Source organism: Pseudomonas sp. efr-133-TYG-5, assembly GCF_030209175.1.
Taxonomy (GTDB): Bacteria; Pseudomonadota; Gammaproteobacteria; order Pseudomonadales; family Pseudomonadaceae; genus Aquipseudomonas.
Genome location: NZ_JARVSM010000010.1, coordinates 191408 through 217727, shown reverse-complemented (window position 1 = coordinate 217727; position 26320 = coordinate 191408). Strand labels below are relative to the sequence as shown.

The window sequence follows — 26320 nt, the reverse complement described above, 5'->3', positions numbered from 1 at the left end:
AAAGCGGTGTATCAGTCAGCATAGATGGCGACTGAAACCCTCTTCGCGAGCAGGCTCGCTCCCACAATGAAACGTGTCCGGCATTGAAATTTTGATCGACGCCCGAGAAGCTCAGGCGCCGAAGGGTCCATCAGGCTTGTGTCAGTGCGGCGACGGCGCGTTCGAAGCGGTCGAGACCGGCGTCGATATCGGCGTCTTCCACCACCAGGCTCGGGGCGAAACGAATCACGTCCGGGCCGGCCTGCAGAATCATCAGGCCTTCTTTTTCGGCGGCGTTGAACACGTCCTTGGCCTTGCCTTTCCAGGCGTCGCTGAGCACGCAACCGATCAACAGACCGAGACCACGCACCTGGGTGAACAGGCCGTACTTCTCGCCGATCTGCTGCAGGCGGGTCTTGAATTTGTCGTGCTTGGCGTTGACGCCGTTCAGCACCTCAGGGGTGTTGATCACGTCGATCACCGCTTCGGCGACGGCGCAGGCCAGCGGGTTGCCGCCGTAGGTGGTGCCGTGGGTGCCGACGACCAGGTGCTTGGCCAGCGCTTCGGTGGTCAGCATCGCCGCGATCGGGAAACCGCCGCCCAGGCTCTTGGCGCTGGTGAGGATGTCCGGGGTCACGCCGTAATGCTGATAGGCGAACAGCTTGCCGCTGCGGCCCATGCCGGTCTGCACTTCGTCGAACACCAGCAGCGCGTTGTTGGCGTCGCACAGTTCGCGGGCACCTTGCAGGTACGCCAGTTCGGCCGGCAGCACACCGCCCTCGCCCTGGATCGGTTCCAGCACGACCGCGCAGGTCTTCTCCGACACCGCGGCTTTCAGTGCCGCCAGGTCGTTGTAAGGCACGTGGGTGATGCCGGTGATTTTCGGGCCGAAACCGTCGGAGTACTTCGACTGGCCACCGACGTTGACGGTGAACAGGGTACGACCGTGGAAGCTGTTGAGCGCGGCGATGATTTCGTACTTCTCGCTGCCGAAACGGTCGAACGCGACGCGACGGGCCAGCTTGAAGGCGGCCTCGTTGGCTTCGGCGCCGGAGTTGCAGAAGAACACGCGCTCGGCAAACGTGGCGTCGATCAGCTTGTGCGCCAGACGCAGGGCCGGTTCGTTGGTGAACACGTTGGACACGTGCCACAGCTTGTTCGCCTGCTCGGTCAAGGCACCGACCAGCGCCGGGTGCGCGTGGCCCAGTACGTTGACGGCAATCCCACCGGCGAAGTCGATCAGCTCGCGGCCGGCCTGGTCCCAGACCCGGGAACCGGCGCCACGCACCGGAATGAAAGCGGCAGGCGCGTAGTTGGGAACCATTACCTGGTCGAAATCGGCGCGTTGTACCGCAGCGTGCTCAACGGACATCGGAGTCTCCTGAAGAGGAACACCCGCCTGGAACTGGCGAGCGATGAGGGGATTGTAAGGACAGTTTTCTGCCCGGCCTTGCCGCCAAGCGACAACTTCTTATAGCGCAAACCCCGGATTTTCCCGGGTTTACGGCAATGCGACATATAGCGTCGCAAAGGCGCAGTTTAAACCGTCGCCGGTCGTTGCAGCACGTTCCGCGAGCATATCAATTGCAAAGCCTGCCGCTGTCATATCCATGTACCGCACGCGGTTGGCCGAACGCTGATTTGCTGAGCGCTCCCAGACGTACAAGGACGCACTCCATGCAAGCACGCACCGGGCAGACTGCCACCCACACCCCGCGCCATCCGGCCGAACACTACGAACCGCTCAGGCACGCCTTTCCCGAATGGCTCGGCCTGGCTTCTGCCGCCCGTCGCCAGGCACTGAAAAATCACCAGCGGCCATTGGCCGACAAGCTCAAGCAAGCACCGAGGGCCGAGCACGATGAATTACGGGCCATCCTCGCGCGACGCATGAACGCGCAAAACACCGTTGACCGCAAACTCGCGCAACTGCAGGACGCCGCGGCCTACGCCGAGCCGATCCTCAGCGCGGCACTGAAGAGCCGCTTCGACCTCGACGTCGATGTGCGCACCACCTGCCTGCGCCTGTACATCCCGGTGACCACGCCCGGCCTGCCGATCACCACCGGCAGCCGCACGTGGACCGTGTCGCTGCTCGATGCGGCGCTGCACAACTTCGAAGCCAGCGAAACCGAGGCGCACGCCTACAGCGCCGAGTCCACCTATATCAGCAAACCGAGCGCTACCGGCCAGTTCGAAACCCTGCCGCAGATCAAGGCGAAAATCAGCATCGCGGCATTCGCCCGCCTGTGCCGTGAGCTCGACATCGGCGCCGGCTACAAAACCTATCTTGAAGAACACCTGGCGATCGACGAGCCCGTCGCGACCGCCGTGTTGCGGCTGGACATCGATGCCAGCGAGAAGGCCGCCATCCAGGCTGCGCTGCAGATGGCGCGGATCAATGGCGACGTCAGCGAACTGTATGTACGCCTGATCGGCGGTCTGCTCGATGGTTTGCAAGGCATGCGGGTCGACGGTCAGGCATTGCTCAGCCACGACCTGACGATGATGTCGTCGGCACTGACTGGCATCATCGTGTTCGCCCCCGATCTCGGGCAGGCCCGCGATTCGGTCAGGGTGGTGGCCTACGTGCCGGACGACCCCGAGCACCCGATCAAGGAGTACGCCTCCACCGTCGAGATGATGCAGGAGCTGACCCGACAGCTGCGCGCCCCCGAGTACCAGACGTTCTTCAGCCGCTTCGTCGCCCATGACCAGCGCGGGCCTTTCTTCGCCGACCTGGGGCGGCGCCTGAGCCAGGTGACCTGGCACCAGCCCGAAGCAGGCAGTGCGTTGCCGGCGTGGCGCGATACCCCCATCGAGACGCCGCAGCTGCAATTCGTTGCCACGCCGATCGTCGGCGATCTGTTCGAGCAGCTGTACCAGCGCAAACTGAACAAGATCCTCAATGACGCGGCCACGCTGGCGGTCGCCACCGTCACGGTGGACCGCAACGCCCGTTGGGCGATCTGGGATTCACTGGTCAAGGTGGCCTCGTCGATTCTCGAAGTCGCCTCGTTTGTCTTGATGCCCTTCGTGCCGTTTCTCGGCGAAATGATGATGGCGTACATGGCCTACCAGTTTCTCGACGGGCTGTTCGAAGGCGTGGTCGACTGGGCCGAAGGCTTGGCCAACGAGGCCGGTGAGCATTTTTTTGCGGCGCTGGAGTCCCTGGTTCAGCTCGGCGCGTTCGGCCTCGGCGGCGCCATCGCCGTGCAGGAGCTGCCAAAACTGTTGCCTGCCGAATTCATCGCGCTGGTGGATCGCTGCCAGCCGGTGAAACTGCGCAACGGCAAGACCCTCTACTGGAAGCCGGATCTCAAGCCCTACGAACTTCCCGTCTCGCCGCCCGAGGGCGTCACTCCCGATGCCCGGGGCCTGATCCAGCACCAAGGGAAGACCCTGCTGCGCGGCGAAGACGCGCACTATGCGCTGACCGAGCATCCGCATCCCGACAAGTACCGGATCGCACACCCGAGCCGCGCGGACGCGTACCAACCCATCGTGCGACACAACGGCGAAGGCGCATTTCATACCGAACTTGAGCAGCCGCTATCGTGGGACACCGCCACCGCGCTCAAACGCATCGGCCACAGCGTCGAGGGGTTTTCCCCGGCCAGGCGCGAGCGGATTCTCAAGGTCAGCGGCTACCGCGCAGACGCGCTGCGCAAAATGCATGTGAACCGCGAGTCGGTGCCGCCGCTGCTGGCCGACAGCATCCAGCGCTTTCGCCTCGATCAGGCGCTGCAGGACTTCGTCGAGCAGATCGGCAGCCATGATCCCGCGCAGTATCTGAAGGCGGACCCGCAGACCCAGTTGCAACTGCTCAAGGATCACCACCTGTGGCCGGCCGAGAAACGCCTGCGCTTGCTCGATGCACAGGGCGAGGCCGTCTGGGAATCTTCCGCCGATGACAGCCTGCCGCTGACCACCCTGCGTCAGGATCAACTGAGCAACGGCGACTTGCTGACAACCCTGCTGCAGACACTCGGCGACTCGGAGCTCAATACCCTGCTCGGCGAAAACCCCGGCGACCGGATCGCCCTCGAGGTGCGGGCCCGCCAGCTCAGAAGCACACTGGCCCAACTGGCCCGCGAGCAGCGCCCTGCCCTGTTCGAAACCCGTTATGCCGCGTTGCAGCACAGCGACGATCCGCTGGCGAGCAAAGTACGCGTGCATGAACCGCACCTGCCGCTGCGCATCACCCGTGAGCTGCTGAACACCGCCACTGGCGATGAATTATTGGCGATCAACGCCGGCAACTGGCCGGAGCGCCAACAGCAACTGGCGGCGCAGGCTCGCCAGGCGCTGCGCATCACCCGCGCCTACGAAGGGCTCGAGCTGGACTCGGTGCACAACCCCGACAGCGACACCCTGGCGCTGCACAGCCTCGAGCGTTTGCCCGGCTGGTCGGCGGACGTGCGCCTGGAAGTGCGCGACGGCGCCTACGAAGGCAAGGTCATCGACAGCAGCGGTGTGGTGCAAGCCTCGATCCACAAAGTGCTGGTGCGCAACGCCGATGGCACCTGGCAACCATACGACAGCCAGGGCAAGGAGCTGCACGCGCCGACGGATTTCTACACCGCCGTCCTGCAAGCCCTGCCCGACCGCGAGCGCCAGGCCCTGGGCCTGCAGATCGGTGAAAGTGCCAAGCTGAAACAGGCCATTGCCGACAACCCGCTGCAACGCAGCGCGCTGCGCCTGGCGATTGCCGCCGAACCCGTTGCGCCGGTGGTCAACGACACGTTGCGCCTGGTGGGCCTCGAGGGTTACCCGATCATGGCGCCCCGACCCGAACTCACCCTGCCGGACCGGATCAGGGAGGTTTACCCCGGCATCGCCGACGCGGACCTGACGGCCATGGAGCAGACACTGCTCAATCATCCGGAGGGCGCTATCGCCGAACTTTCGCGCCTGCGCCTGGAATACGCCCAGCTCGAAGCCGACCTCAATCAATGGCGCACGAGCACTCCGCGCACTCACCCGGTGACGGGGCGCCGCCTGTCGAGCCAACGCCGCCTCGCCGCCGAGCGCAATCGCGACCTGTTCAGCCAGGAACTGCTCAAATGCTGGCGCCGGGAAAGCCGCGAAGCCTATGGCTTTCGCATGCGCTTCGCCGAGCCGCTGCTGGGTGATCTGCCGACGCTGAGCGCTGATTTCAGTCATGTCGCCAGCCTGGAATTGACCGGCAGCGGCGGCCCCGCTGCCACCGACGGGTTTATCGCGCACTTTCCAGGCCTGCAGCGCCTGGACCTGCGCCACTTCGATCTGCGCAGCCTGCCTCAGGGCGTGACGCGCATGCCCTTACTGCGCCAACTGCGTCTGCGCAACTGCCGACTGACCCTGACGTCGGCGGACCAGGCCTTACTGTCGGCGCTGCCTGAACTTTCCGCGCTCGACCTGCAAGGCAATCGCCTGGGCGCGAACCTTGATGTCGGCGCCCTGCCAGGGCTGAGCCACCTCAACCTGACCAACACCGGGCTGACCGAATTACCCGGCGGCCTGCTCGAGCACGTGCGACTCAAGAGCGTGTGGCTGCGCGACAACCGCATCAGCACCTTGCCCGACAACCTGTTCCAGTTGCCTGCCGAGGCATCCGCAGGGTTCGACTTCGCCGATAACCCCTGGTCTGCCGCCACGCGGGAACGGGTCAAAGGCTATTTCAACCTGACCGGCAAAGACTTCGGCATCCACGCCGATCGCGCCGATATCGAGCGGGTTCGCCGGTTGTTTCCCGATCTCAACAACCGTCAGGCCAACGAATTGTTCTATCGCCTGCCGGGCTCGCTACTGCAAGGCCGGCTGCAGGTGGGTCTGTGGCAAAGCGAACTGGTCAGGCTGACCAGCGAACTGAACACCTGGAGCCGCGACATCCCCGATCGCGACCCGGTGACGGGCAACACGCTCACGCCCAACGAGCAGGCGGACGAACTGAACGCGCGCGAAACCTTCGCCTGGCAGGTGCAGCGTCTGTGGCGCCAACGCTCCAGGGACAGCCCGCTGAACCGTGGCGATTACTTCTCGACAGACGCCAGGTTCCTCGGTGACATGCCGCAGCTGAGTGCGGACTTCGGGCACATCACCAACCTGTCGCTCAATGGCAACAAAGGCATCCGTGGCACCTCGGCCTTTCTGCGCAGCTTCCCTGGCTTGCGCGAGTTGAGACTGCGGCATTTCGACCTCGACCAGGTGCCGCAGACCCTGGGCCGACTGCCGCGCCTGGAGTCGCTGATACTCAGCGACTGCGGCGTCAGCGTCGACCGCGAGTTGCAGACGGCGCTCGAAGCGTTGCCGAACCTGGAATCGCTCGAGCTGCCCAACAATCCGCTGGGCAGCGCCCCGCAGGTGGCGGCGCTGACCGAACTGACCTACCTCGACCTGTCGAACGCCGGGATCCGCCAGGTCTCGGCCGACCTGGCCGAACACCCGAAGCTGCAAACCGTGATCGTCAGCGACAACCAGCTGACCGAGCTGCCCGAGGCATTTTTTCAACTGCCTGCGCGCAAGGGCGAAAACTTCGACTGCTCGAACAACCCGTTGTCTGCCGAGACCCGCGAACGAATCAAGGCCTACTCGCGGGAGCACGGCCACGACCTCGGCGTGCTGGCCGACCAGGCCGACATCGATGCGCTCAAGGCGCTGTTCCCCGCCCTCGACAGCGAGGAAGCCAGCGACGTGTTCTACGGTTTGCCGGGCAGCCTGGAGCATGGACGCAGCCAGATCCGGCACTGGCAAGCCGAACTCGAACAGATGACGGCGGATCTTGGCGAATGGAAAACCGCCATTCCCGACACCCATCCGCTGTCCGGGCAACCCCTCAATACCCGCCAACTGATCGCCGAGCACACGGCGCGCCAGCGTTTCGCCGATCAACTGCTGGAGGTGTGGCGCACCCGCTCCGGCGACAACCCCAGGCAACGCGCGCAGAACCTGCAAGGCCAGATCACGTTCATTGGCGACCTGCCGGCGCTGTCCACCGATTTCAGCCATGTGTCGAACCTGACCTTGCACGGCAACGCCGCCGTGACCGGCGTCGACGGTTTTCTCGAGGCGTTTGCCGGCGTGAGCCAACTGGATTTGCAGAACTTCAGTCTTGGCGACATCCCCACGGCCACTTCGCGCATGCCGCAGCTGGGGCATCTGCTGCTGAGAAACTGCGCCGTGAAGCTGACTCCCGAGGTGCAGGCGACGCTGGCATCGCTTGCGCACCTGCAATACCTCGACCTGAGCCACAACCCGCTGGGCGCCCCGCCGCAGGTGCAGGCCCTGCCGCGGCTGAAACACATTCGCCTGACCGACACCGGCATTTCCAGCCTGCCGGACGGCGTGTTCACGCATCCGCAGATCGCCAGCGGCATCTTTGACGACAACCTGATCGAAACATTGCCCGACGCGTTGTTCACCGTCCCCGCCGTGACCCACAAACACTTCAGTCTTGCCGGCAACCCGCTGTCAGCCGCCAGCCGCTTGCGCATCAAGCAGCGTTACCGCCTGAACAGCCAGGATTTCGGTGTGTGGTTTGCGCGGGAGGATCTCGAGCGCACCACCCGCCTGTTCCCCGACCTGAGCGACGAAGCGGCCAACCGGGTTCTCTATCTGCTGCCCGGAACGCTCGAGGACGGGCAGCTCCGTCTGGCGAACTGGGAGGCCGAATTCCGGCAACTGAGCGTCGATCTCGGCACCTGGGTCGACGACGTGCCCAACCACCACCCGATCAGCGGCGAGTCCTTGAGCGCGGATGACCGAAGCGCGGAAACGGCCGCCCGCCGAGCCTTTGGCAAGGCACTCGAAGACCTCTGGCGCAGCCGCCTGACCGACCGGCCCGAGATCCGCAAAACCGATTTCCGCCAGGAATTGCCGTTCATCGGTGAGCTGCCCTCGCTGAGCGCCGACTTCGGCCACATCTCCTCACTGACCCTCGAGGGCCAGGCCACGCTGCGGGTCAACGAGGCTTTCCTGCAAAGCTTCAGCGGTTTGAAAACCCTGGAACTGCGCAACCTGGCGGTGGATCGCCTGCCCGCGGCCATTGCCCGCATGCCGGCGCTGGAAACCCTGGCCATGAGCAGTTGCGGCATGGTGCTGGATGCCCAGGGCAGCGCGACGCTGTCATCGCTGGCCAACCTCAAGGCCCTGGACCTCTACAACAACCCGCTGGGCATGTCGCCCGATCTGCGCGCGCTGCCGAGGCTGGAATTGCTCGACCTGTCCGGCACCGGCATTACGGCAACGCCTGTCGGCCTGGAAAATCATCCGGCGCTGAAAACGGCGATTCTCAACAACAACTGGATCACCGACATTCCCGAGCCTGTTTACAACCTGCCCAACAGCACGATCTTCGGCTTCGACTTCGGCAACAATCCGCTGTCCAGCGCCACGCGCGAGCGGATCAAGGTGTGCTTTCAGCGCACCGGCGAAGACCTCGGCGTCATGGCCGACAGCGATGAAATGCTCCGCGCACAAGCGCTGTATCCGGGCCTCAGCGACGAGCAGGCCAGCCAGTTCATCTACGGCCTGAAGGGCACCCTGCTGGAAGGCCGCAATGAACTGGCACGTCGAGAGGACGAACTGCGCACCCTGATCGCCGACCTCGACACCTGGACCAGCAACGTCCCGCAGAACAACCCGGACTCGCAGATGCCGCTCGATGAAGGCGAACGCCTGCAGCAAGAACTCACCCGCAGCGCCTTCAAGGAGGCACTGCTCAGGTGTTGGCGCAATATTCCGGTCGAGGGCTCAGGGATCGAGGATCACGGATTTGCTTCGCGCCTGTCACTGGCCGGCGAGCTGCCGACGCTCAAGGCCAGATTCGAACATGTCCCTGATCTGTTCCTGATCGGATTCGGCGACTACGCACCACGGTTGGGGCACTTTCTCGAAGCCTTCCCCAATCTCGACAACCTGGATATCCGCGGTTATTTCCTCCCGGACATCCCGCAGGAAGTGTTCAACATGGGCCGCCTGACATCGCTGAGCCTGAGCGATTGTGACCTGACCCTGACAGCGCATACGGTGAACGAACTGGCCAGCATGGACAGCCTGGAAATCCTGCACCTGCGGGACAACCCGCTGGCGCTCACCCCCGACTTGCGCAACCTGCAGAGCCTGACCGATCTGGACCTGAGCAATACCGGCCTGACGGAAATTCCGCCCGGCGTGCTGGAAAACTTCAACTGGAGCGAGGTCGATCTTTCCAACAATTTCATCAGCGAGATGCCGGATGAGCTGATGGAGGTGCCGGGGCATATCGGCGACCGCTACGACCTGTCGAACAACACCTTTTCCGAGCGCGCCCGGCGACGCATCCATGCCTATTACGAGGAAACGGGGCAGACGTTGAACGTGGAAAACATCGCCGACCAGGCGGGACCGACGATCCGTCCTGACGCTGAAGTGGAGCATTGAGGCCGGACACAGCGGCAAGGCCCGGGCCTTGCCGCTGCCGATCAACCGCGCTCGGGCGGTACCGACGACAGCTCGAACGGGCTGCTGCTGCGGCGCTGGTTGCGATCTTCGCGCGGCGTCGCGCCGAAGAAGTTGCGGTAGGCGCTGGAGAAGTGCGGCCCTGAGGAGAAGCCGCAGGACAGGCCGATCTGGATGATCGACTTGCTGGTCTGCATGAGCATCTGCCGCGCCTTGTTCAGGCGCAGCTCCAGGTAATACTGGCTCGGCACGCGGTTGAGGTATTGCTTGAAGATCCGCTCCAGCTGCCGACGCGAGACGCACACGTGCTGGGCGATTTCGTCGGTGGTCAGCGGCTCCTCGATGTTGGCTTCCATCAGCAGCACCGCCTGGGTGAGCTTTGGATGGCTGGAACCGAGACGGTTCTGCAACGGAATGCGCTGACGCTCGCCGCCTTCGCGAATGCGCTCGACCACCAGTTCTTCGGACACCGCACCGGCCAGTTCCGCGCCGTGGTCACGGGCCAGCACCGCCAGCAGCAGATCGAGCACCGACATGCCGCCACACGCGGTCAGGCGATCGCGGTCCCAGTCGAACAGATGGCTGGTGGCAATGACTTTCGGGAAGCGCTCGGCGAAATCGTCCTGCCAGCGCCAGTGCACGGCCGCGCGATAACCATCGAGCAGACCGAGTTGCGCCAGCGGATACACACCGGCCGACAGCCCGCCGATCACGCAACCGGCGCGCACCAGTTGCTTGAGCGCACTGCTCAGCGCCGGCGCCAGGGTGGTCGGCGGCTCATCGGCGAGCAGGAACAGTTTCTGCAGGTTCTCCAGCTTGCCGGTCCAGGGTTCGCCGGGCAGTTGCCACTCGCCCTCGACGGGCGGCTCGGCCTGCAGGAACGACAGTTCGTAGACCACATCCGGGTGCACCCGCTGGGCGACACGCAAGGCCTCCTCTGCCAGCGCCAGCGTCAGAGCTTTAGTGCTGGGCCAAATCAGGAAACCAATTCGATGGGCAGTCATGGCGGGCGATCCGAAACGAAGAACGGTGATGAAGGCATGGGCCAATGCTAGCCCGTAAATGAACGCAAATCTCGAAACCAGCACCGATCTCCTGTAGGAGCTGGCTTGCCAGCGATGGCGGTTTGTCTGCACCAGATAGGCAATCTGGCCTACCGCTTTCGCTGGCCAGCCAGCCCCCACAGGGATTGGCGTCGATCTCTAGGTCGCGCAGCATGACCTAATCTGGTGCATAACGGCAGCGATTACTTGAGGCTGCCCGACAGGAATTGCTGCAGACGTTCCGATTGCGGATTGACCAGCACTTCGCGCGGGTTGCCGCTTTCTTCGACGACGCCTTTGTGCAGGAACACCAGCTGGTTCGACACTTCACGGGCAAAGCCCATTTCGTGCGTCACCACGACCATGGTGCGGCCTTCCTGGGCCAGGGCCTGCATGACTTTCAGCACGTCGCCGACCAGCTCCGGATCGAGCGCCGAGGTCGGTTCGTCGAACAGCATCACTTCCGGCTCCATCGCCAGCGCACGGGCAATCGCCACACGCTGCTGCTCGCCACCGGACATGTGGCCCGGGAACGCATCCTTGCGGTGAGCCACCCCCACCTTGTTCAGGTAATGCTCGGCCTTCTCGCGGGCTTCGGCCTTGGACACACCGAGAACATGCACCGGCGCTTCCATGATGTTTTCCAGCGCGGTCATGTGCGACCACAGGTTGAAGTGCTGAAACACCATCGACAGGCGCGAGCGCATGCGTTGCAGCTGCTTCGGATCAGCGGCTTTCAGCGCGCCGTCCTTGTTCGCGACGAGCTTGAGCTCTTCGTTGTTGAGCAGGATCTTCCCGGCGTGCGGCTGCTCGAGCAGGTTGATGCAGCGCAGGAAAGTACTTTTGCCGGAGCCACTGGAGCCGATGATGCTGATCACATCGCCGGCTGCCGCTTTCAGGGACACGCCCTTGAGCACTTCGTGACTGCCATAGCGTTTATGCAGGTCTTGGACTTCAAGTTTGTACATGCGGTCGGTTCTCACAAAAACAGTCAGTCAGTCGTTGAGCAAGCGCCCGTGACGCAGCGCTTCGCGCCCCGCCACCTTGGCCAGCCAGAAACCGGGTTGGGCATAACGCAGCCGTTCAATGGCAAACAGCACCCCGGACGTACCAGCACACACCGTGCTGACCCGATCGGACAGCGGATCGATCACTTCAAAAATCTCGTCGCCGGCCTCGACCCATTCGCCAGGCTTGCGCAGGAAACTCACCACACCGGGGTGTGGCGCGAGCAGCAGCTCGGTGCCCTCGAACGGCATGCCTTCACACGGTTCGTGCGCCGCCTGCGGCCACTCGCCGCTGATCAGGCCCTGCTCGGCGAGGAACGCCAGGATGCCTTGAGCATACGCCTCGGCGTCCGCCCGGCCGGTGTCGGCCTGACCACCGAGTTCGATGGTGGTCGCCAGGCATGCCAGGGGAATCTGCGCGTCGGGGAACAGGCGCGACAGCCGCAGCCACGGCAGCGAACAGGCTTCGTCGAAGGAGCTGCCGCCGGAATCTTCCGCCAGCAAACCGACCTTCACATTCAGATGCGCGGCCAGCGAACGCCACTGCGGCCAGTGCTGCGGCAGCGCATACATGTGCAGCGCGGCTTCGGCGTCGCAGTGCAGATCGAGCACCACGTCGGCGGTGCAGGCGTGGCTGAGCAGCACGCGCTGCATGCCTTGCAACTGGCTGCTCGCCTCGGGCAATGCCGCCAGATGATCGGCCATTGCCTGGCGGATCAGACGGATGTTGGCGTGCGGATCGTCACCCAGCCTGCCGGCCAGCGCCGCCGCAACCGGGGCGCTGAGCTCGACGAAGTCGCGGTTGAAGTTCTTGCCGCTGCCGGCCTCGAAACGCCCCTGGTGATTGCCTTGCAGCAACTGGCCAAGACCCAGCGGGTTGGCCACCGGCACCAGCTCGATCACACCGTTGAGCAGGCCTTGGGCTTCGAGTTCGCCGAGGCGTTTTTTCAGCTCCCAGGCGGTGCGCATGCCGGGCAGTTCGTCGGCGTGCAGGCTGGCCTGGATGTAAGCCTTGCGCTCGCCATGACCGAATCGCAAGACCGAGATCTTGCGCTCGCTGCCCAGGTGGCTCCACGGCAATACGTGGTCGATGCGTTCCATATCAGTGCTTCCGCGGGGCCAGGTAGCTCAGCCAGCGCCGTTCGGCCAGCTTGAACAGGCGCACCAGAATGAAGGTCAGGCACAGGTAGAACACGCCAGCGGTGATGTACGCCTCGAACGGCAGGTAGAACTGCGCGTTGACGGTACGGGCCGCGCCGGTGATGTCGATCAGGGTCACGATGGACGCCAGACTGGTGGTCTGCAGCATCATGATCACTTCGTTGCTGTACTGCGGCAGCGCCCGGCGCAGGGCCGACGGCAGCAGGATGCGCTTGTACATCTTGAAGCGCGACATGCCCATGGCCTTGGCGGCTTCGATCTCGCCGTTCGGCGTGGCCTTGAGGCTGCCGGCGATGATTTCGGCGGTGTAGGCGCTGGTGTTGATCGCGAAGGCCAGGCAGGCGCAGAACGTCGCGCTGGACAGCCACGGCCAGAGGAAGCTTTCGCGCACCGCCTGGAACTGGGCCAGGCCGTAGTAGATCAGGAACAGCTGCACCAGCATCGGCGTGCCGCGGATCACGTAGGTGTAGAGCCACGCCGTCATGTTGACGACCGGGTTCTTCGAGACGCGCATCAGGCCCAGCGGCAACGCCGCCAGCAGACCGAAAAACAGCGACAGCGCGAGCAGTTTGAGGGTGGTCACCAGGCCGCCGAGGTACAGCGGCAGGGCCTCCCAAATGACGTTGTAGTCGAAGATCATAGATCAGCCGCCCTTACGCCTACCGAGTAGCGCTTCTCAAGGTGACGCAGCGCCAGCAACGAGACACTGGTGATCACCAGGTACATCGCCGCCACTGCGAGGAAGAAGGTGAAAGGCTCGCGGGTGGCGTCGGCCGCCTGCTTGGCCTTGAACATCATGTCTTGCAGACCGACCACGGAAATCAGCGCGGTGGCCTTGGTCAACACCAGCCAGTTGTTGGTGAAGCCCGGGATCGCCAGTCGAATCATCTGCGGCACCAGCACGCGGAAGAACACCTGAAAGCTGCTCATGCCGTACGCCATGCCGGCTTCGGCCTGGCCCTTGGGGATTGCCATGAACGCGCCACGGAAAGTTTCCGAGAGGTACGCACCGAAGATGAAACCGAGGGTGCCGATACCGGCGGCCAGCGGGTTCAGGTCGATGTATTCGTCATAGCCGAGCATGGGTGCGACGCGGTTGAGCAAGTCCTGACCGCCGTAGAAGATCAGCAGGATCAGCACCAGGTCGGGAATCCCGCGGATCACCGTGGAATACAGGTCACCCAGCCAGGCCAGCCAACGCACTGGCGACAGGCGCAACGCGACACCGATCAGCCCGAGAACGATGGCCAGGGCCATGGAAGACAGGGCGAGCTGAAGCGTCAGCCATGCGCCATCGAGGATGACAGCCCCGTAGCCTTTCAACATGATTCAGGTCCTCGAAAGTTGGGATGAAAAAATGGCGCAAACCGCAGAGATCCTGTTGCTTGCGCCATTTCTGACTTGTCGCCGGGACGAATTACTTGCCGTAGATATCGAAGGCGAAGTACTTGTCCTGGATTTGCTTGTATTTGCCGTTCTCGCGAATCGCCGCGATCGCCGTGTTGATCTTGTCTTTCAGGGCATCGCCCTTGCGCACGGCGATGCCGACGCCGTCGCCGAAGTATTTGACGTCGGTGAACTGCGGGCCGACGAACGCGAAGCCTTTGCCGGCGTCGGTGTTCAGGAAGCCATCTTGCAGCAGGGTGGCGTCAGCCACGGTACCGTCGAGACGACCGGCAGCCACGTCGAGGTAGATTTCGTTCTGCGAGCCGTACGGTTTGATCTCGGCACCCAGCGGGGCGAGGACTTCGCGGGCGAAACGCTCGTGGATCGAACCACGTTGCACGCCGATGTTCTTGCCCTTGAGCTCAGCCAGGCCATCGCTGACCACGGTGCCTTGCTTCATCACCAGACGGGCCGGGGTGTTGTAGTACTTGTTGGTGAAGTCCACGGACTTCTTGCGGTCTTCAGTGATCGACATGGACGACAGGATCGCGTCGATCTTGCGCACTTTCAGCGCCGGGATCAGACCGTCGAACTCTTGCTCGACCCACTGGCACTTGACCTTCATTTCTTCACACAGGGCGTTGCCGATGTCGTAGTCGAAACCGACGATGCTGCCGTCCGGTGCTTTGGAAGCGAACGGAGGGTAAGCCGCTTCGATACCGATCTTCAGAGGTTTTTCATCAGCGAAGGAATTCAGCGACAGCACGGACAGTGCCAGGGCGCCAAGCAGCACAAGTTTCTTCATCTTGGGACTCCATCGGTAAAGGGCAAAAACGGCAGAGTGAGCGACAGCCCAATATGCGAATGGGTGAATCGGGAAAGCAGTGCTGCATCCGTGGGAAATTCCCATTGAAACCCGAAGCGATTTCAACACGAGCCACGACGAGCGAGTGATCGGCATTCTAACGACAGGCCCGAAGCCGATATTTCTTCAATGCGACAACTAATTACAGATGCACCGAGAAACCTGCTTGAGCACATTGACAGCCTTGCAATTTCATGCAAGAGCGAAAGACAGTGAACCGATCTATGCTGCAAATTGCGGGCCTATTATTCGCAAACCCTTCTAATCCGGCAAGCGCAGCGTTATGTCTTATTTTTCACCGGGGGTTTTGCGGCTCTAAAACGGGGCGTTGCGTTTCCCTTCGCCCCGCTGCGGGGCGCGCGGTTACACATTCAGTTACTTGAAGGTCGACGGGTAACAGTGGGAATGGGCTGACAGAACAATTCGATAATTATTGGTTGCTGATTTTGCCTGTCGACCCAGGGTTGCCACTTCGCATGACCAACCGCTTTCGCTGGCAGCCAGCTCCCACACGATCTCAGCCGTGCTGAAGATATCTTTTCACCACAATCCTGTGGGAGCTGGCTTGCCAGCGAAGGGGCCGGCACTGACACCCCATCAACCACAGACAACAAAAAAGCCCCGCCCGGCGCGATGCCGGACGGGGCTTTTCAGCCTTCAGACCCGCCGCTTACGCGACGTTCATGGTCTTGTGCGTATCGATCAGATGCTGCACCACACCCGGATCGGCCAGGGTCGAGATATCCCCCAACCCGTCGTACTCAGCCGTGGCGATCTTGCGCAGGATCCGCCGCATGATCTTGCCCGAACGAGTCTTCGGCAGCCCCGGCGCCCACTGGATCACGTCCGGCGAAGCAATCGGGCCGATCTCCTTGCGCACCCAGTTCTTCAACTCCAGGCGCAACTGCTCGCTCGGTTCCTCGCCATTCTTCAGGGTGACGTAGACATAAATGCCCTGGCCCTTGATGTCGTGCGGCACACCGACCACCGCCGCTTCGGCGACTTTCGGGTGAGCGACCATTGCGCTCTCGATCTCGGCAGTCCCCATGCGGTGGCCGGAGACGTTGAGCACGTCGTCCACGCGCCCGGTGATCCAGTAGTAGCCGTCGGCATCGCGACGCGCGCCGTCACCGGTGAAGTACATGCCACGGAAGGTCTTGAAGTAGGTGTCGACGAAGCGGTCATGGTCGCCGTACAGCGTACGCGCCTGACCCGGCCACGAATCGAGAATCACCAGGTTGCCCTCGGCCTCGCCCTCGATGATGTTGCCGAGGTTGTCGACCAGCGCCGGCACCACGCCGAAGAACGGACGCGCTGCCGAACCGGGCTTGAGCGCGTGCGCGCCGGGCAGCGGGCTCATCATGTTGCCGCCGGTTTCGGTCTGCCACCAGGTGTCGACGATCGGGCAACGCGACTTGCCGACGTTCTTGTAGTACCAGTCCCAGGCTTCCGGGTTGATCGGCTCGCCCACCGAACCGAGCAGGCGCAGGCTGCTGCCATCGGCGCCCTCAACGGCAGCGGTGCCGGAGGCCATCATCGCGCGGATCGCGGTCGGCGCGGTGTAGAGGATGTTGACCTTGTGCTTGTCGACGATCTTCGCCACCCGGGTGATGTCCGGGTAGTTCGGCACGCCTTCGAACAGCAGCGTGGTCGCGCCGTTGGCCAGCGGGCCGTAGACAATGTAGGAGTGACCGGTGACCCAGCCGACGTCGGCGGTGCACCAGTAGATTTCGCCCGGACGGTAGTCGAACACGCGCTCGTGGGTCATCGCCGCATACAGCAGGTAACCGCCGGTGGTGTGCTGCACGCCCTTCGGTTTGCCGGTGGAGCCGGAGGTATAAAGAATGAACAGCGCTTCTTCGGCGCCCATCTCTTTCGGCGCGCAGACGGTGCCGGCGACTTTCATCAGGTCTTCGTACCAGATGTCGCGATGCTGGTTCCACTTGATGTCGCCACCGGTGCGCTTGCACACGATGACTTTCTGGATGCTGCTGGTTTCCGGGTTGGTCAGGGCGTCGTCGACGTTGGCCTTGAGGGAAATCTTCTTGCCGGCGCGGATGCCTTCGTCGGCGGTGATGACGACCTTGGAGCGGCAGTCGATGATGCGACCGGCCAGGGCTTCGGGCGAGAAACCGCCGAACACTACCGAGTGAATCGCGCCGATCCGGGTGCAGGCCAGCATGGCGACCACGGCTTCGGGGATCATCGGCATATAGATCGTCACCACGTCGCCGCGGTGCACGTCCTGGCCACGCAGGGCGTTGGCGAGCTTGCAGACCTGCTCATGCAGTTCGCGGTAGGTGATGTTGCGGCTTTCGGAAGGATCGTCGCCTTCCCAGATGATCGCGACCTGATCGCCGCGCTCGGCCAGGTGCCGGTCGAGGCAGTTGTAGGACACGTTGAGGGTGCCGTCGGCGAACCACTTGATGTCGACATGGTGATCGTCGAACGAGGTCTGCTTCACCGTGGTGAAAGGCTTGATCCAGTCGAGGCGCTTGGCTTGCTCGCGCCAGAAGCCGTCAGGGTTGACGACCGACTGTTGGTACATGGCTTTGTAGGTCGCCTCGTCAGTCAGCGTATTGGCCAGAACCTCGGGACGAACGGGATACAGAGAAGCCGCACTCATCTTTCCTACCTCGGTGTAATAGTTGTTTTTGTATGACCCCGTTGTAGCCGGGCCGGGCCCATAGAACCATTCGACGATGGTAGTAACAAGCCCCTACAAAACATCCAGTTACCCCTGGCGCAAGCCGCGCGCTGCTTGCTCCAATCTCCCACAACCCCTGTGGGAGCTGGCTTGCCAGCGATTCAGGCGACTCGGTCATCCAGGCAAAACGCATCACCGGCAAACCTGGCCCAGGCGATTTCCACCGATTGTTACCAAAACCGCCAAAAGTGTTTATCAAAACCCCACCTGTTTACCCCTACCCCACCTCCTTAAAATTCACCTCGCCGACAAGGCAAAGCGATTAACAACGTTACAGCCCCCACGAAGGCCGTTAATCCAGCTCTCCGCAGTAATTGCAAACGATGAAGTTACACACGCAACCCCATAAAGGTTGCGTGACCCCACTCGACCTCAAAAAGGTAAATCTGAAATGAAAGCTTTATTGGTTCTGGCCCTCAGCAGTCTGTGCGCAACCGCCATGGCAGACGAGGTCCCGACTGATGTCGCACAGCAACAACCGGTAATCGAGGAATACACTTACTCCACCCACCTGGACATCGCCAAAGTTGTTTCGATGAGCGAAGTTCCGAATGTCTGCGAAGTCGTACCGGCCAAAATGGAGTACGACGATTCCCATGGCCAGCGTCATATCCTGCGCTACAGCATCATGGGCAACGGCTGCACCAATTGATGCTTGAGACTGCACCGGATCGGATCGCTCAGCGCTTCATTTGAGGGTCGATTCCAGCCCGGCTTCGGTCGGGCTCAGTTGTGTCTGGAGTCGCTCAAAAGGGTTGCAAAACACAAGATATAGTGAAAAACCCGGTTTTTTGCTCATTTCTTGAGCAACCGAAGCCTCGCAAAAAAATTAATGAAAAAAAATTCTCGCAGGCCAATCCCAGCGAAAGCCCTGTAAACCCTCGCTCCGATCGAAATCACCCGGCCAATCGAACGCCCTGCGGTGTTTCGCCCTCCCCCACGCCCGTGTTTTTTTCCCTATAATGCCGCCCTAATCGGGTCAGCAATATTCCCTTACAGGGAGCAAAAGCCATTCTGAAGCCCCGCAGCAGCGTCAACGCTGATCTGCGCCCGTCAGAGGCTCTCGGAAACCCGTACAAAATTCTGTTTTATTGCCTGCCTTGGCTGCCGCAAAAAACGATTCCTTAAGATCCAACGCGGTCTGTACGACCGTGTGAACCACCAACCCATCAGGTTTCACACGGGGCGACAGGCCCTCACGCAGGAGACGACACGTCATGCTGAGCTGGGACGAATTCGACAAAGAAGACAGTGAAGTAGCAGCAGTGAAAGGCGCCAACGCCGGCCACGCCACTGAAGCCAACATGGACCGCCTCGACAGCGCCGGCGGTGCCGCCGCGCTGGAAGCCCGCGCCGTGACCGCCGATGACTCGGCTGCGGTGGCCCGCGCCAAGGCTGCACTGGATTCCCTCGACGTCGCCGAAGGCCTCGCCGAACTCGAAGGCGCCTCCGCCCGCGTCGCCGTTGACGAAAAGCGCATGATCAACTGCCGCGCCGACCTCAACCAGCTCGTGCCATTCAAGTACGACTGGGCCTGGCAGAAGTACCTGGACGGCTGCGCAAACCACTGGATGCCGCAAGAAGTCAACATGACCGCCGACATCGCCCTCTGGAAAAACCCGGAAGGCCTGACCGACGACGAGCGCCGCATCGTGATGCGCAACCTCGGCTTCTTCTCCACCGCCGACTCCCTGGTTGCCAACAACCTGGTCCTGGCCGTGTACCGCCTGATCACCAACCCGGAATGCCGCCAGTACATCCTGCGCCAGGCGTTCGAAGAGGCGATCCACACCCACGCCTACCAATACTGCATCGAATCGCTGGCCATGGATGAAGGCGAGATCTTCAACATGTACCACGAGATCCCGTCTGTCGCCAAAAAGGCAGCCTGGGGCCTGAAATACACCCGTTCGATCTCCGATCCGAAGTTCGAAACCGGCACCCCGGACACCGACAAAGAACTGCTGCGCAACCTGATCGCCTACTACTGCGTTCTGGAAGGCATCTTCTTCTACTGCGGCTTCACCCAGATCCTCTCCATGGGCCGCCGCAACAAAATGACCGGCGTCGCCGAGCAGTTCCAGTACATCCTGCGCGACGAATCCATGCACCTGAACTTCGGCATCGACGTGATCAACCAGATCAAAATCGAAAACCCACACCTGTGGGACGCCGACATGAAGGAAGAAGCGACCCAGATGATCCTGCAGGGTACGCAACTGGAAATCGAATACGCCCGCGACACCATGCCTCGCGGCGTACTGGGCATGAACGCGGCGATGATGGAGGACTACCTGAAGTTCATCGCCAACCGTCGCCTGTCGCAGATCGGTTTGAAGGAAGAGTACCCAGGCACGACCAACCCGTTCCCTTGGATGAGCGAGATCATGGACTTGAAGAAAGAGAAGAATTTCTTTGAGACTCGTGTGATCGAGTATCAGACTGGTGGTGCGTTGAGCTGGGATTGATTGATATGGCCCTGCTGCTCCAATTGCAGCAGGGCCATAAAAATATCAAAAGACTGTTATTCAGAACGCAGAAACAAGAAACCCGCAGCAATCGCGCCAACGATTGCTGCGGGTCTTGACCGCACCATTGAACAGAAGCCCGATGGTGCGGGCCGTGACTGGAAGAACTCAGATCACGATGCATTGGGAAAATGCGCGAAGTGATTATAGACATCTTTCGGACGGTTACAACGGCCTCACGTCGGAGAATTCGTCATGAACGAGTATCCGGTGGCACCGCCAGGATACAGAGTTGTTTTCTGTATGAGCTTTAAGCACTGGCGCAGTGGAAAAGACGTCTTTCGCAAGGACGGGCGTCCTTTCTGTTTTTTGTGAAAGCCTAACCGTGCGGGACAGGCGACTGTCCCGCTCTATAATCACTACTGAGTAATTCGCATGAAGCAAACAATTATTGACGCTATCAGTAATCATCAGGTTTTGACGTTCACATACAGCGGAATTGCGAGAGTAGTAGAACCGCATGCCGTGGGAATTACTCGCAATGGAAAAGAAATGCTTTGCTGCTTTCAGACACATGGAGGGCATGTAACTCCAGGTCATGAATGGGATTTTTGTGAGCTAAATAAAATATGTGACTTGAAAACTTCGGGAGCTATTTTTCATGATCCCCGGCCGGGTTATCGCCCCGGAGATAGTCGCATGATGGTGATTTTTGCGGAGCTATAAACTCGCAATCGAAAAGAGCAACAAGCCCTGATTCGATCAGGGCCTTTTAATTCCATGACAGATGATGATCCCTTCCCTACATTACGGTTCTAAACCTCCTACAGCAGTTACAGCCGCTTCCGCATTGATACCCACCACAAGCACCTCTAAGCGGAATTGCACGTGCCCAAGAAACGCCCCACGTAGCCCGATCCTCTTTCTGTAAGTGTCTACTCTCGCCAAAACCTCGCTCTTCATGCCCTTCTACTCGAAAACCAACCCTGGTTCTGCGCACGCGATATCGGCCGTTTGATGGGTTTCCATCTAAACGAACGCATGGTCAATAAACTGGATAAGGATCAGCGTCGCGTTTTGTGGATTGAGTATTTCCGGCAACCCGAAAAGCAACTGTTGCTCAGCGAATCCAGTGTGGGCGCGTTATTGGTGTATCACTACGTTTCGGGCAATCGATTGTTGCGTAAGCGTGGTACCGGCCCTGCGCGACGCCGAACGCCTGGGACATCCAGGTCGGCCAATGTTGAGTTTGTTGGATTGGCCGGAGATGTATCTGAGCTTGTTGCATTGGCAGAACGAAGGTTGGAATCGGCTGCGGGACATGCTTTATCTGTTATACCGCGAAAAACTAACGCGACGAAGCCTTGCTGGCGGAGGCTCGCCCACGCGTTTCAGTCTTCGAAGTACTCAATGGGGTAAGCGATTCGCTTGCAGGATCAAATGCAGGATCCGTCGCTATTTTTTGTAGGAATTTTCGTGGACAGCAGTAATGGCCACTCAGTATCGTCCGAGGGTTTTCAACCCTCGGCGACTGTATGGTTATGGAAAAAAGTAACAGCGACTGGAGTGACGTAGAGATTCAGGCGGCGGTCGATGCCTATCTCCGGATGTGGTCGTGTGAACAGAAAGAACAGGCATACAACAAGGCCCACGAGAACCGCGTACTTCGCGAGGGCGTACTGGCTGACCGAACCAAGAGCTCTATCGAATTTCGGATGCAGAACATTTCTTCAGTCATGGTCGAGTTGGGCCGTGAACCTATTAAGGGTTACAAACCTGCCAAGAATGTCGGCGCTAATGTTGCGCGGAGCATTCGTACAGCGCTCGATGCTTCCAAAGTTGCTACTCCTGAGGACTCTGATCCGACGGCGGACGAAGAAAAGCTAGAGCAGCGGGCGGCCAAATTTGAGCGCCAACCATTCCTATACATCCCAAAAGGGATAAAGAATCCTGTTTGGACCGAGTCCACCAGAAAGACTTACTTTCGCGATCCTGAATTGAGGGGCTGGGTTCGTCAGCAGGCCAATGGGAAGTGCGAAGGCTGTGGCGAACCAGCACCATTTAAAAAGAATGGGAAACCGTTTCTGGAAGCGCATCACGTTAAACATATGTCGCAAGAGGGCTCGGACCTTCCTTCGAATGTTGTGGCGTTGTGTCCCAACTGTCACCAGCGTTGCCACCATTCGGATGACAGAGAGGATTTCACTGCTTGGCTTTATGACAACGTTGGAAGACTAGAAAAGGAATAATTGCGGCCTACCTCGTTCACCGCATTTGTTGGTTTTGGGGCAGTTCCGCAGCCCAGCGGGAGCAAGCGCCCTCGCCACAATTTTGCGTGCTGCTGAACAACGCTTACCGTGAACGAGAGCACTCTCGAGCACACACATGGATGAACATCAAATGCCACCAGCCAACTCAATCAAGTCAGATCCATCGCGACTCTTGATCGTCTCATTCCTCATCGTATTTTTCGGCCTACTAATGATGGCCCTGCGCATCGCCCAAAAAAACGAAATCATGGCCATCGGTGCCGTCTGGGTGTCCAACGCTTTGACGATGGTGCTGCATGTCATTTATTGGAAACGTTACGGCCTGTCCGTCGGCTTTAAAATTGCGGTTGTGATTCAAATCGTCATTACGATTCTGCCCTTCCTTTTTGGCAATCTCGGTTTTATGGCTGTTCTGTTAATGCTGGGTGGCGAGATCCACTACTGGTAACCCGCCCCGCCTCCCGCTATTAATACCCCCTCCCCCACTCAAGGACCCGAGCCCCACCATGAAATTCGATCTCGCCTACTGCCTCAGCCTCGACGACAAGTTGTCGATCTATGACGTTCGCGATCTCAATTTCGATGAGACGGTGGCGTTCGATTCGGCCAAAGAGCATTTCCAGTGTCCCAACGATGCCTGTCGTTCGGCGTTTGATGCGTCGAATGAGTTGGGCACATTCAACGCCAAGAACGTGAATTACGTGCGCACGCCGCACTTCAAGAATCTGCCCACGACGCAACATGTGGCCGGGTGTCCGTATGTGGGTGTGAAGGCGTCGGGGTCTGGGGTTGAGACGGTGGATGGCGAAACGGACGACGGGCGCGAAGAACATTTCCCTTCGGAATTGTTACTGACGCGGCGTGAGTATGTGCGCAAGCCTATTGCGCCCGTAGAGGCTGTGGATGTGTTGCGGGATGATCCGGTGCGGGTGACGGCGGACGGTGGCAAAGAGTCGCCCAGTCGAGACACGGCGCCGGACAAGACCAGTGTGTTCGCCCATCCGGTGGAGTGTTTTGTGTCGAACTTCGCCGACAAGGAGTTGCTCAAACGCATGCCGTTGAAGATTGGCGAGCACACGGCGCCTTATGGGTCGTTCTTCAAGAAGATCGAGTATCTGACGGACAACAAGGGGCTGATTTACTGGGGGCGGATCAAGAAGATCGAGGACTTCCACAGCGCCAGTTTCCGCATCGATTTCGAGGACAAGGTCTGGTTCAAGAAGCCCGAAGACAGCAAGAAGAAGCCTTATCCGGTCAGCGTTTATCTCAATAAAAAGCTGATCGACAACTACCGCAAGCGCAAAGCGTTTCTGCAAGAGATCAAACACGCCGTTGATAGCGATAAGGCGTTGTTCTGTTTCTTTTATGGGGTGACGCCGGAGTTGAAACAGGTGCCGGGCAAGAAGAACCCCGAAAAACCTTTCGAGGTCTTCAATGCCAATATCGACAACCTGGATCACTTCATTATTCGTGAAGCACCGGGCCTGGAGTGACGGTCAGCCTTGTGGCAGTTGCAGTTTGACAGCGCCAGGGTGCTGCCTGACGACAGAGTACGGCAGGATCGACCAGTCCGGTCTGTCGCAAGAGCGTTGTACGCGAGCGAAGTAGGCGCCCAGGTACAAACCCTTCGCGGTGAAGTACCACGGTGAAGAACCCCAGACGCTTTCATCGGTGAAATTGCAGTCGTCCTCTTGCGTCGGTTTCTTCATTTGCGTGGGATACAGCGCGGTGAATTGCTGGATCACCCAAGGCACCAATTCTTTGCTTACATACTGATATCGCGCGTTACTTTCATCGCTGCTCAGCGGTTTATCCCCCAGGCTGTCGCGCTCGGCATGCAGCAGTGGCTTGCCCTCGCCGACCCACAGCACGTCTTCGAGGGACAGCGGATGGCCAGTTTTCACGTCAATGTTGAGCGGTGAATCACCAAAGTCGGGGTGCGCGCCGCCGCAGTAATAGCTGGTGGAAATATTCAGGCTGACCACGGCTGGCGAGATCATTTTCGGTTCTGCCTGCTGCATGAATTCGACGTTTTCCCCACCGTCCAACTGGCAGCTGTGATAGCTGATGACTTCATTCCACAGACGTCCGAGCAACTGTTGATTAACGCGCCGCTGATCATCTTTCGCCAATCCCGACTCCACACTGAACAGCGAAATTTTCGTTTCAGGCTCCGCCCACCATTGCAGGTCGTAGCCCATGAAGTTTTCTTTCTTCGTCGGTTTCAGTTTGAGTCCCTGCAGGCGCAAATACTCGTAAGGCTCGCCGTTTCGCAGCGCAGTAATCAACGGCAAAGTGGCTGAGTCTGGTGCGGGAAGTTTGGCCTCGGAGAGTTTCACCGGCAGTTTCTTGCCCTGCGGACTTTGCCATTCGCCCTGCCAGCCATCGGCCGTTTCTTCGAGTTTCAACGTCGGCAATGGTTTGTCATCGCCGTAACGGTTGTTGCCTTCAACCAGGTTTAACGTGCTGTCTTGCAGCGAACCGCTGAGTGCGAGATCGCGGTGATATTTCTCGTAGAAATAGCGACCGGTGACTTCGTCCTGCTGCGTGGTATTGAGCTCCACGACAATCGACGTCTTGCCCAATGTGCCAGTGAATACGCGCCGGCCATCATCGGCCTGGGCGGAGGAAATCAATGTGAACAGCGCCGCGGCATATGGCGCCAGGCGCAGCAGTCCCTTGTGCATGAATCGGTCCCTGAATGAGTTGGAAGTTGCGCCGCAGTCTGACTGCCGGCGCTGGAAAGTTCGTGGCGGATTATGGCGAGGTCGTGCCCGCTGATCGAGAATCGGCCGTCGAAATGTCGTGTTATCTCACGGTAGTTGCAATGCCACACCGCCCGGATGCTGTTTGACGATGTTGTATGGCAGAACGCTCCAGTCGACGAATCCGCAGACCGCCGCAACATGCGGATAGGATGGATCGATTTTGATGCCCTGTTCCGTGAAGTGCCAACCCGGGAATCGCCAGCGATCATTCTCGTCGTAGCCGCAGTCGTTCTCACCCTCGGGGGTAACGGTCATTTCACTGGGATAAAGTTTCAGAAACTGCGCGACCAGCCAGGGCGCCAGTTCCGTCGTGCGATAGTTCGACCAAGTCTCGGACGAGCCAGACGCCCCCTCGCTGAAGTCGCCCTGTTGCTCGAAGTGCAACTTTTTACCCTGCCCCACCCACAGAACATCATCCAGGGTCAGCAGTTTGCCCGTCCTGGTGTCGATGTTAAGCGCATCGTTATTTTGATCCGGATAGGCGCCGCCACAGTAGTAGTCCGATGCAATCCGCACACTCATCACTGTCGGCGACATCCACAATGGCTGGCTCCACTGCGCGTAACTTCCGGAACAGCCATAAGACGCCAGGACCTCGCTCCACAAACGCGCCATCAAATGTTGGTTGATACGCTGACGCTCTTCGAGGGAGTAACCGGAGACCACTTCAAACAGAGAAGCACCTGTCTGCGGTTCACTCCACCACTGCAGCGTGTAACCCATGAAAGTGTCGATCTTGCCCTTGCGGAGTACGACGCCTTGCAGCCGCAGATAGTCGTAAGGGTACTTGTCGTGAAGCATGGCTAAGAAGGGCAAGGCGTCGGCGGGGACTTCGGGAATGACGGCTGGCTGCAGCTCGATCTTCAGGGTTTTACCGGTGGTACTTGTCCACTCGCCACGCCAACCATCAACTTCCGGCTGCAGACGAAGGGTCGGGTGCGAGTCTTCCATCCGCGAACCTTCTTCCAGCACCAGTGTTTCCCCTTCCAAGGCGCCGTCAAGTGGCAGGTCCTTGCGGTACTTCTTATAGAAGTAACGACCCTCTCCCGTACGAGGATTTATTTCGACGACGATGGGCGCTTTACCCAGAGTGCCGCTATACACCCTCGCACCGTTGTCGGCCCAGGTTGCTGTCGAGACAAACCATCCCGAGAGTAAAAGAACAGCGAACAGCCGTGAGAGTCCTCGGAACATCACTTCATCCTTGAATAAAAGAACCACTGCCAACGAAAAGCAGGCGTGGATT

The 26320-nt window shown here is 60.2% G+C and carries 17 protein-coding genes and 1 pseudogene; 8 read left to right on the top strand and 10 right to left on the bottom strand.

Annotation, left to right across the window (positions count from 1 at the left end; all coding sequences use genetic code 11):
- Window positions 1-130 precede the first annotated feature (130 nt).
- Complete coding sequence (locus QRN70_RS27140; protein WP_285420925.1) at window positions 131-1351, bottom strand: aspartate aminotransferase family protein; 1221 nt, start codon at window positions 1349-1351, stop codon at window positions 131-133.
- Window positions 1352-1656: 305 nt separating this feature from the next.
- Here QRN70_RS27140 and QRN70_RS27135 point away from each other — a divergent pair, with 305 nt between their 5' ends.
- Window positions 1657-9381: a dermonecrotic toxin domain-containing protein gene (locus QRN70_RS27135; RefSeq protein ID WP_285420924.1), complete on the top strand. Its 7725-nt coding sequence runs from the start codon at window positions 1657-1659 to the stop codon at window positions 9379-9381.
- Window positions 9382-9422: 41 nt separating this feature from the next.
- On the opposite strand, the gene argR is transcribed toward QRN70_RS27135, so the two are convergent.
- The 7 genes from argR to acs form a co-directional block, all read right to left on the bottom strand.
- Complete coding sequence (gene argR / locus QRN70_RS27130) at window positions 9423-10403, bottom strand: transcriptional regulator ArgR (RefSeq protein WP_285420923.1); 981 nt, start codon at window positions 10401-10403, stop codon at window positions 9423-9425.
- Between the two features lie 242 nt (window positions 10404-10645).
- Window positions 10646-11410, bottom strand: coding sequence for an ABC transporter ATP-binding protein (locus QRN70_RS27125; protein ID WP_003227281.1), 765 nt, complete (start codon window positions 11408-11410; stop codon window positions 10646-10648).
- A 27-nt stretch (window positions 11411-11437) separates the two neighbouring features.
- Complete coding sequence (locus QRN70_RS27120) at window positions 11438-12550, bottom strand: M14 family metallopeptidase (RefSeq protein ID WP_285420922.1); 1113 nt, start codon at window positions 12548-12550, stop codon at window positions 11438-11440.
- A gap of 1 nt (window position 12551) precedes the next feature.
- Complete coding sequence (locus QRN70_RS27115) at window positions 12552-13250, bottom strand: ABC transporter permease (protein WP_285420921.1); 699 nt, start codon at window positions 13248-13250, stop codon at window positions 12552-12554.
- Window positions 13247-13936 carry an ABC transporter permease gene (locus QRN70_RS27110; protein ID WP_065261785.1) on the bottom strand — a complete coding sequence of 230 codons (690 nt, stop codon included), beginning with the start codon at window positions 13934-13936 and terminating at the stop codon, window positions 13247-13249. The genes QRN70_RS27115 and QRN70_RS27110 overlap by 4 nt, the downstream gene beginning before the upstream one ends.
- Window positions 13937-14027: 91 nt before the next feature.
- Window positions 14028-14801: an L-arginine-binding protein AotJ gene (aotJ, locus tag QRN70_RS27105; RefSeq protein WP_285420920.1), complete on the bottom strand. Its 774-nt coding sequence runs from the start codon at window positions 14799-14801 to the stop codon at window positions 14028-14030.
- 730 nt (window positions 14802-15531) lie between these two features.
- Entirely contained in the window at window positions 15532-17487 is a 1956-nt protein-coding gene (gene acs, locus QRN70_RS27100; protein WP_096795023.1) for an acetate--CoA ligase, read from the bottom strand.
- A gap of 472 nt (window positions 17488-17959) precedes the next feature.
- Here acs and QRN70_RS27095 point away from each other — a divergent pair, with 472 nt between their 5' ends.
- The 7 genes and pseudogenes from QRN70_RS27095 to QRN70_RS27065 all read left to right on the top strand — a co-directional run bounded on the left by QRN70_RS27095 (window position 17960) and on the right by QRN70_RS27065 (window position 23799).
- A complete protein-coding gene (locus tag QRN70_RS27095) occupies window positions 17960-18220 on the top strand; it encodes a DUF2790 domain-containing protein (protein WP_285420919.1) in 261 nt (86 codons plus the stop codon).
- 565 nt (window positions 18221-18785) lie between these two features.
- Window positions 18786-20036: a ribonucleotide-diphosphate reductase subunit beta gene (locus QRN70_RS27090; RefSeq protein ID WP_285420918.1), complete on the top strand. Its 1251-nt coding sequence runs from the start codon at window positions 18786-18788 to the stop codon at window positions 20034-20036.
- Between the two features lie 435 nt (window positions 20037-20471).
- A complete protein-coding gene (locus tag QRN70_RS27085; protein ID WP_285420917.1) occupies window positions 20472-20762 on the top strand; it encodes a hypothetical protein in 291 nt (96 codons plus the stop codon).
- 189 nt (window positions 20763-20951) lie between these two features.
- Window positions 20952-21455, top strand: a pseudogene (locus tag QRN70_RS27080) (BRO-N domain-containing protein); the annotation flags it as partial.
- Window positions 21456-21577: 122 nt separating this feature from the next.
- Window positions 21578-22285 carry an HNH endonuclease gene (locus QRN70_RS27075; RefSeq protein WP_350224507.1) on the top strand — a complete coding sequence of 236 codons (708 nt, stop codon included), beginning with the start codon at window positions 21578-21580 and terminating at the stop codon, window positions 22283-22285.
- Window positions 22286-22421: 136 nt separating this feature from the next.
- Window positions 22422-22754, top strand: a complete 333-nt coding sequence (locus QRN70_RS27070) for a hypothetical protein (RefSeq protein WP_285420915.1) — start codon at window positions 22422-22424, stop codon at window positions 22752-22754.
- 58 nt (window positions 22755-22812) lie between these two features.
- Window positions 22813-23799 carry a hypothetical protein gene (locus tag QRN70_RS27065; protein WP_285420914.1) on the top strand — a complete coding sequence of 329 codons (987 nt, stop codon included), beginning with the start codon at window positions 22813-22815 and terminating at the stop codon, window positions 23797-23799.
- Between the two features lie 3 nt (window positions 23800-23802).
- Here the strand turns inward: QRN70_RS27065 and QRN70_RS27060 are convergent, their stop codons facing one another.
- Window positions 23803-24993 (bottom strand): hypothetical protein, encoded by a 1191-nt coding sequence (locus QRN70_RS27060; RefSeq protein WP_285420913.1) that lies wholly within the window; start codon window positions 24991-24993, stop codon window positions 23803-23805.
- A 126-nt stretch (window positions 24994-25119) separates the two neighbouring features.
- On the bottom strand, window positions 25120-26268 hold the full coding sequence (locus tag QRN70_RS27055; RefSeq protein WP_285420912.1) for a hypothetical protein: 1149 nt from the start codon (window positions 26266-26268) through the stop codon (window positions 25120-25122).
- Window positions 26269-26320: the final 52 nt, after the last annotated feature.

What these genes read in the sequence shown, in the direction of transcription:
- QRN70_RS27140 (WP_285420925.1), bottom strand. Translation starts at nt 1,351, where the DNA reads ATGTCCGTTGAGCACGCTGCGGTACAACGCGCCGATTTCGACCAGGTA.
- QRN70_RS27135 (WP_285420924.1), top strand. Translation starts at nt 1,657, where the DNA reads ATGCAAGCACGCACCGGGCAGACTGCCACCCACACCCCGCGCCATCCG.
- argR (WP_285420923.1), bottom strand. Translation starts at nt 10,403, where the DNA reads ATGACTGCCCATCGAATTGGTTTCCTGATTTGGCCCAGCACTAAAGCT.
- QRN70_RS27125 (WP_003227281.1), bottom strand. Translation starts at nt 11,410, where the DNA reads ATGTACAAACTTGAAGTCCAAGACCTGCATAAACGCTATGGCAGTCAC.
- QRN70_RS27120 (WP_285420922.1), bottom strand. Translation starts at nt 12,550, where the DNA reads ATGGAACGCATCGACCACGTATTGCCGTGGAGCCACCTGGGCAGCGAG.
- QRN70_RS27115 (WP_285420921.1), bottom strand. Translation starts at nt 13,250, where the DNA reads ATGATCTTCGACTACAACGTCATTTGGGAGGCCCTGCCGCTGTACCTC.
- QRN70_RS27110 (WP_065261785.1), bottom strand. Translation starts at nt 13,936, where the DNA reads ATGTTGAAAGGCTACGGGGCTGTCATCCTCGATGGCGCATGGCTGACG.
- aotJ (WP_285420920.1), bottom strand. Translation starts at nt 14,801, where the DNA reads ATGAAGAAACTTGTGCTGCTTGGCGCCCTGGCACTGTCCGTGCTGTCG.
- acs (WP_096795023.1), bottom strand. Translation starts at nt 17,487, where the DNA reads ATGAGTGCGGCTTCTCTGTATCCCGTTCGTCCCGAGGTTCTGGCCAAT.
- QRN70_RS27095 (WP_285420919.1), top strand. Translation starts at nt 17,960, where the DNA reads ATGAAAGCTTTATTGGTTCTGGCCCTCAGCAGTCTGTGCGCAACCGCC.
- QRN70_RS27090 (WP_285420918.1), top strand. Translation starts at nt 18,786, where the DNA reads ATGCTGAGCTGGGACGAATTCGACAAAGAAGACAGTGAAGTAGCAGCA.
- QRN70_RS27085 (WP_285420917.1), top strand. Translation starts at nt 20,472, where the DNA reads ATGAAGCAAACAATTATTGACGCTATCAGTAATCATCAGGTTTTGACG.
- QRN70_RS27075 (WP_350224507.1), top strand. Translation starts at nt 21,578, where the DNA reads ATGGAAAAAAGTAACAGCGACTGGAGTGACGTAGAGATTCAGGCGGCG.
- QRN70_RS27070 (WP_285420915.1), top strand. Translation starts at nt 22,422, where the DNA reads ATGGATGAACATCAAATGCCACCAGCCAACTCAATCAAGTCAGATCCA.
- QRN70_RS27065 (WP_285420914.1), top strand. Translation starts at nt 22,813, where the DNA reads ATGAAATTCGATCTCGCCTACTGCCTCAGCCTCGACGACAAGTTGTCG.
- QRN70_RS27060 (WP_285420913.1), bottom strand. Translation starts at nt 24,993, where the DNA reads ATGCACAAGGGACTGCTGCGCCTGGCGCCATATGCCGCGGCGCTGTTC.
- QRN70_RS27055 (WP_285420912.1), bottom strand. Translation starts at nt 26,268, where the DNA reads ATGTTCCGAGGACTCTCACGGCTGTTCGCTGTTCTTTTACTCTCGGGA.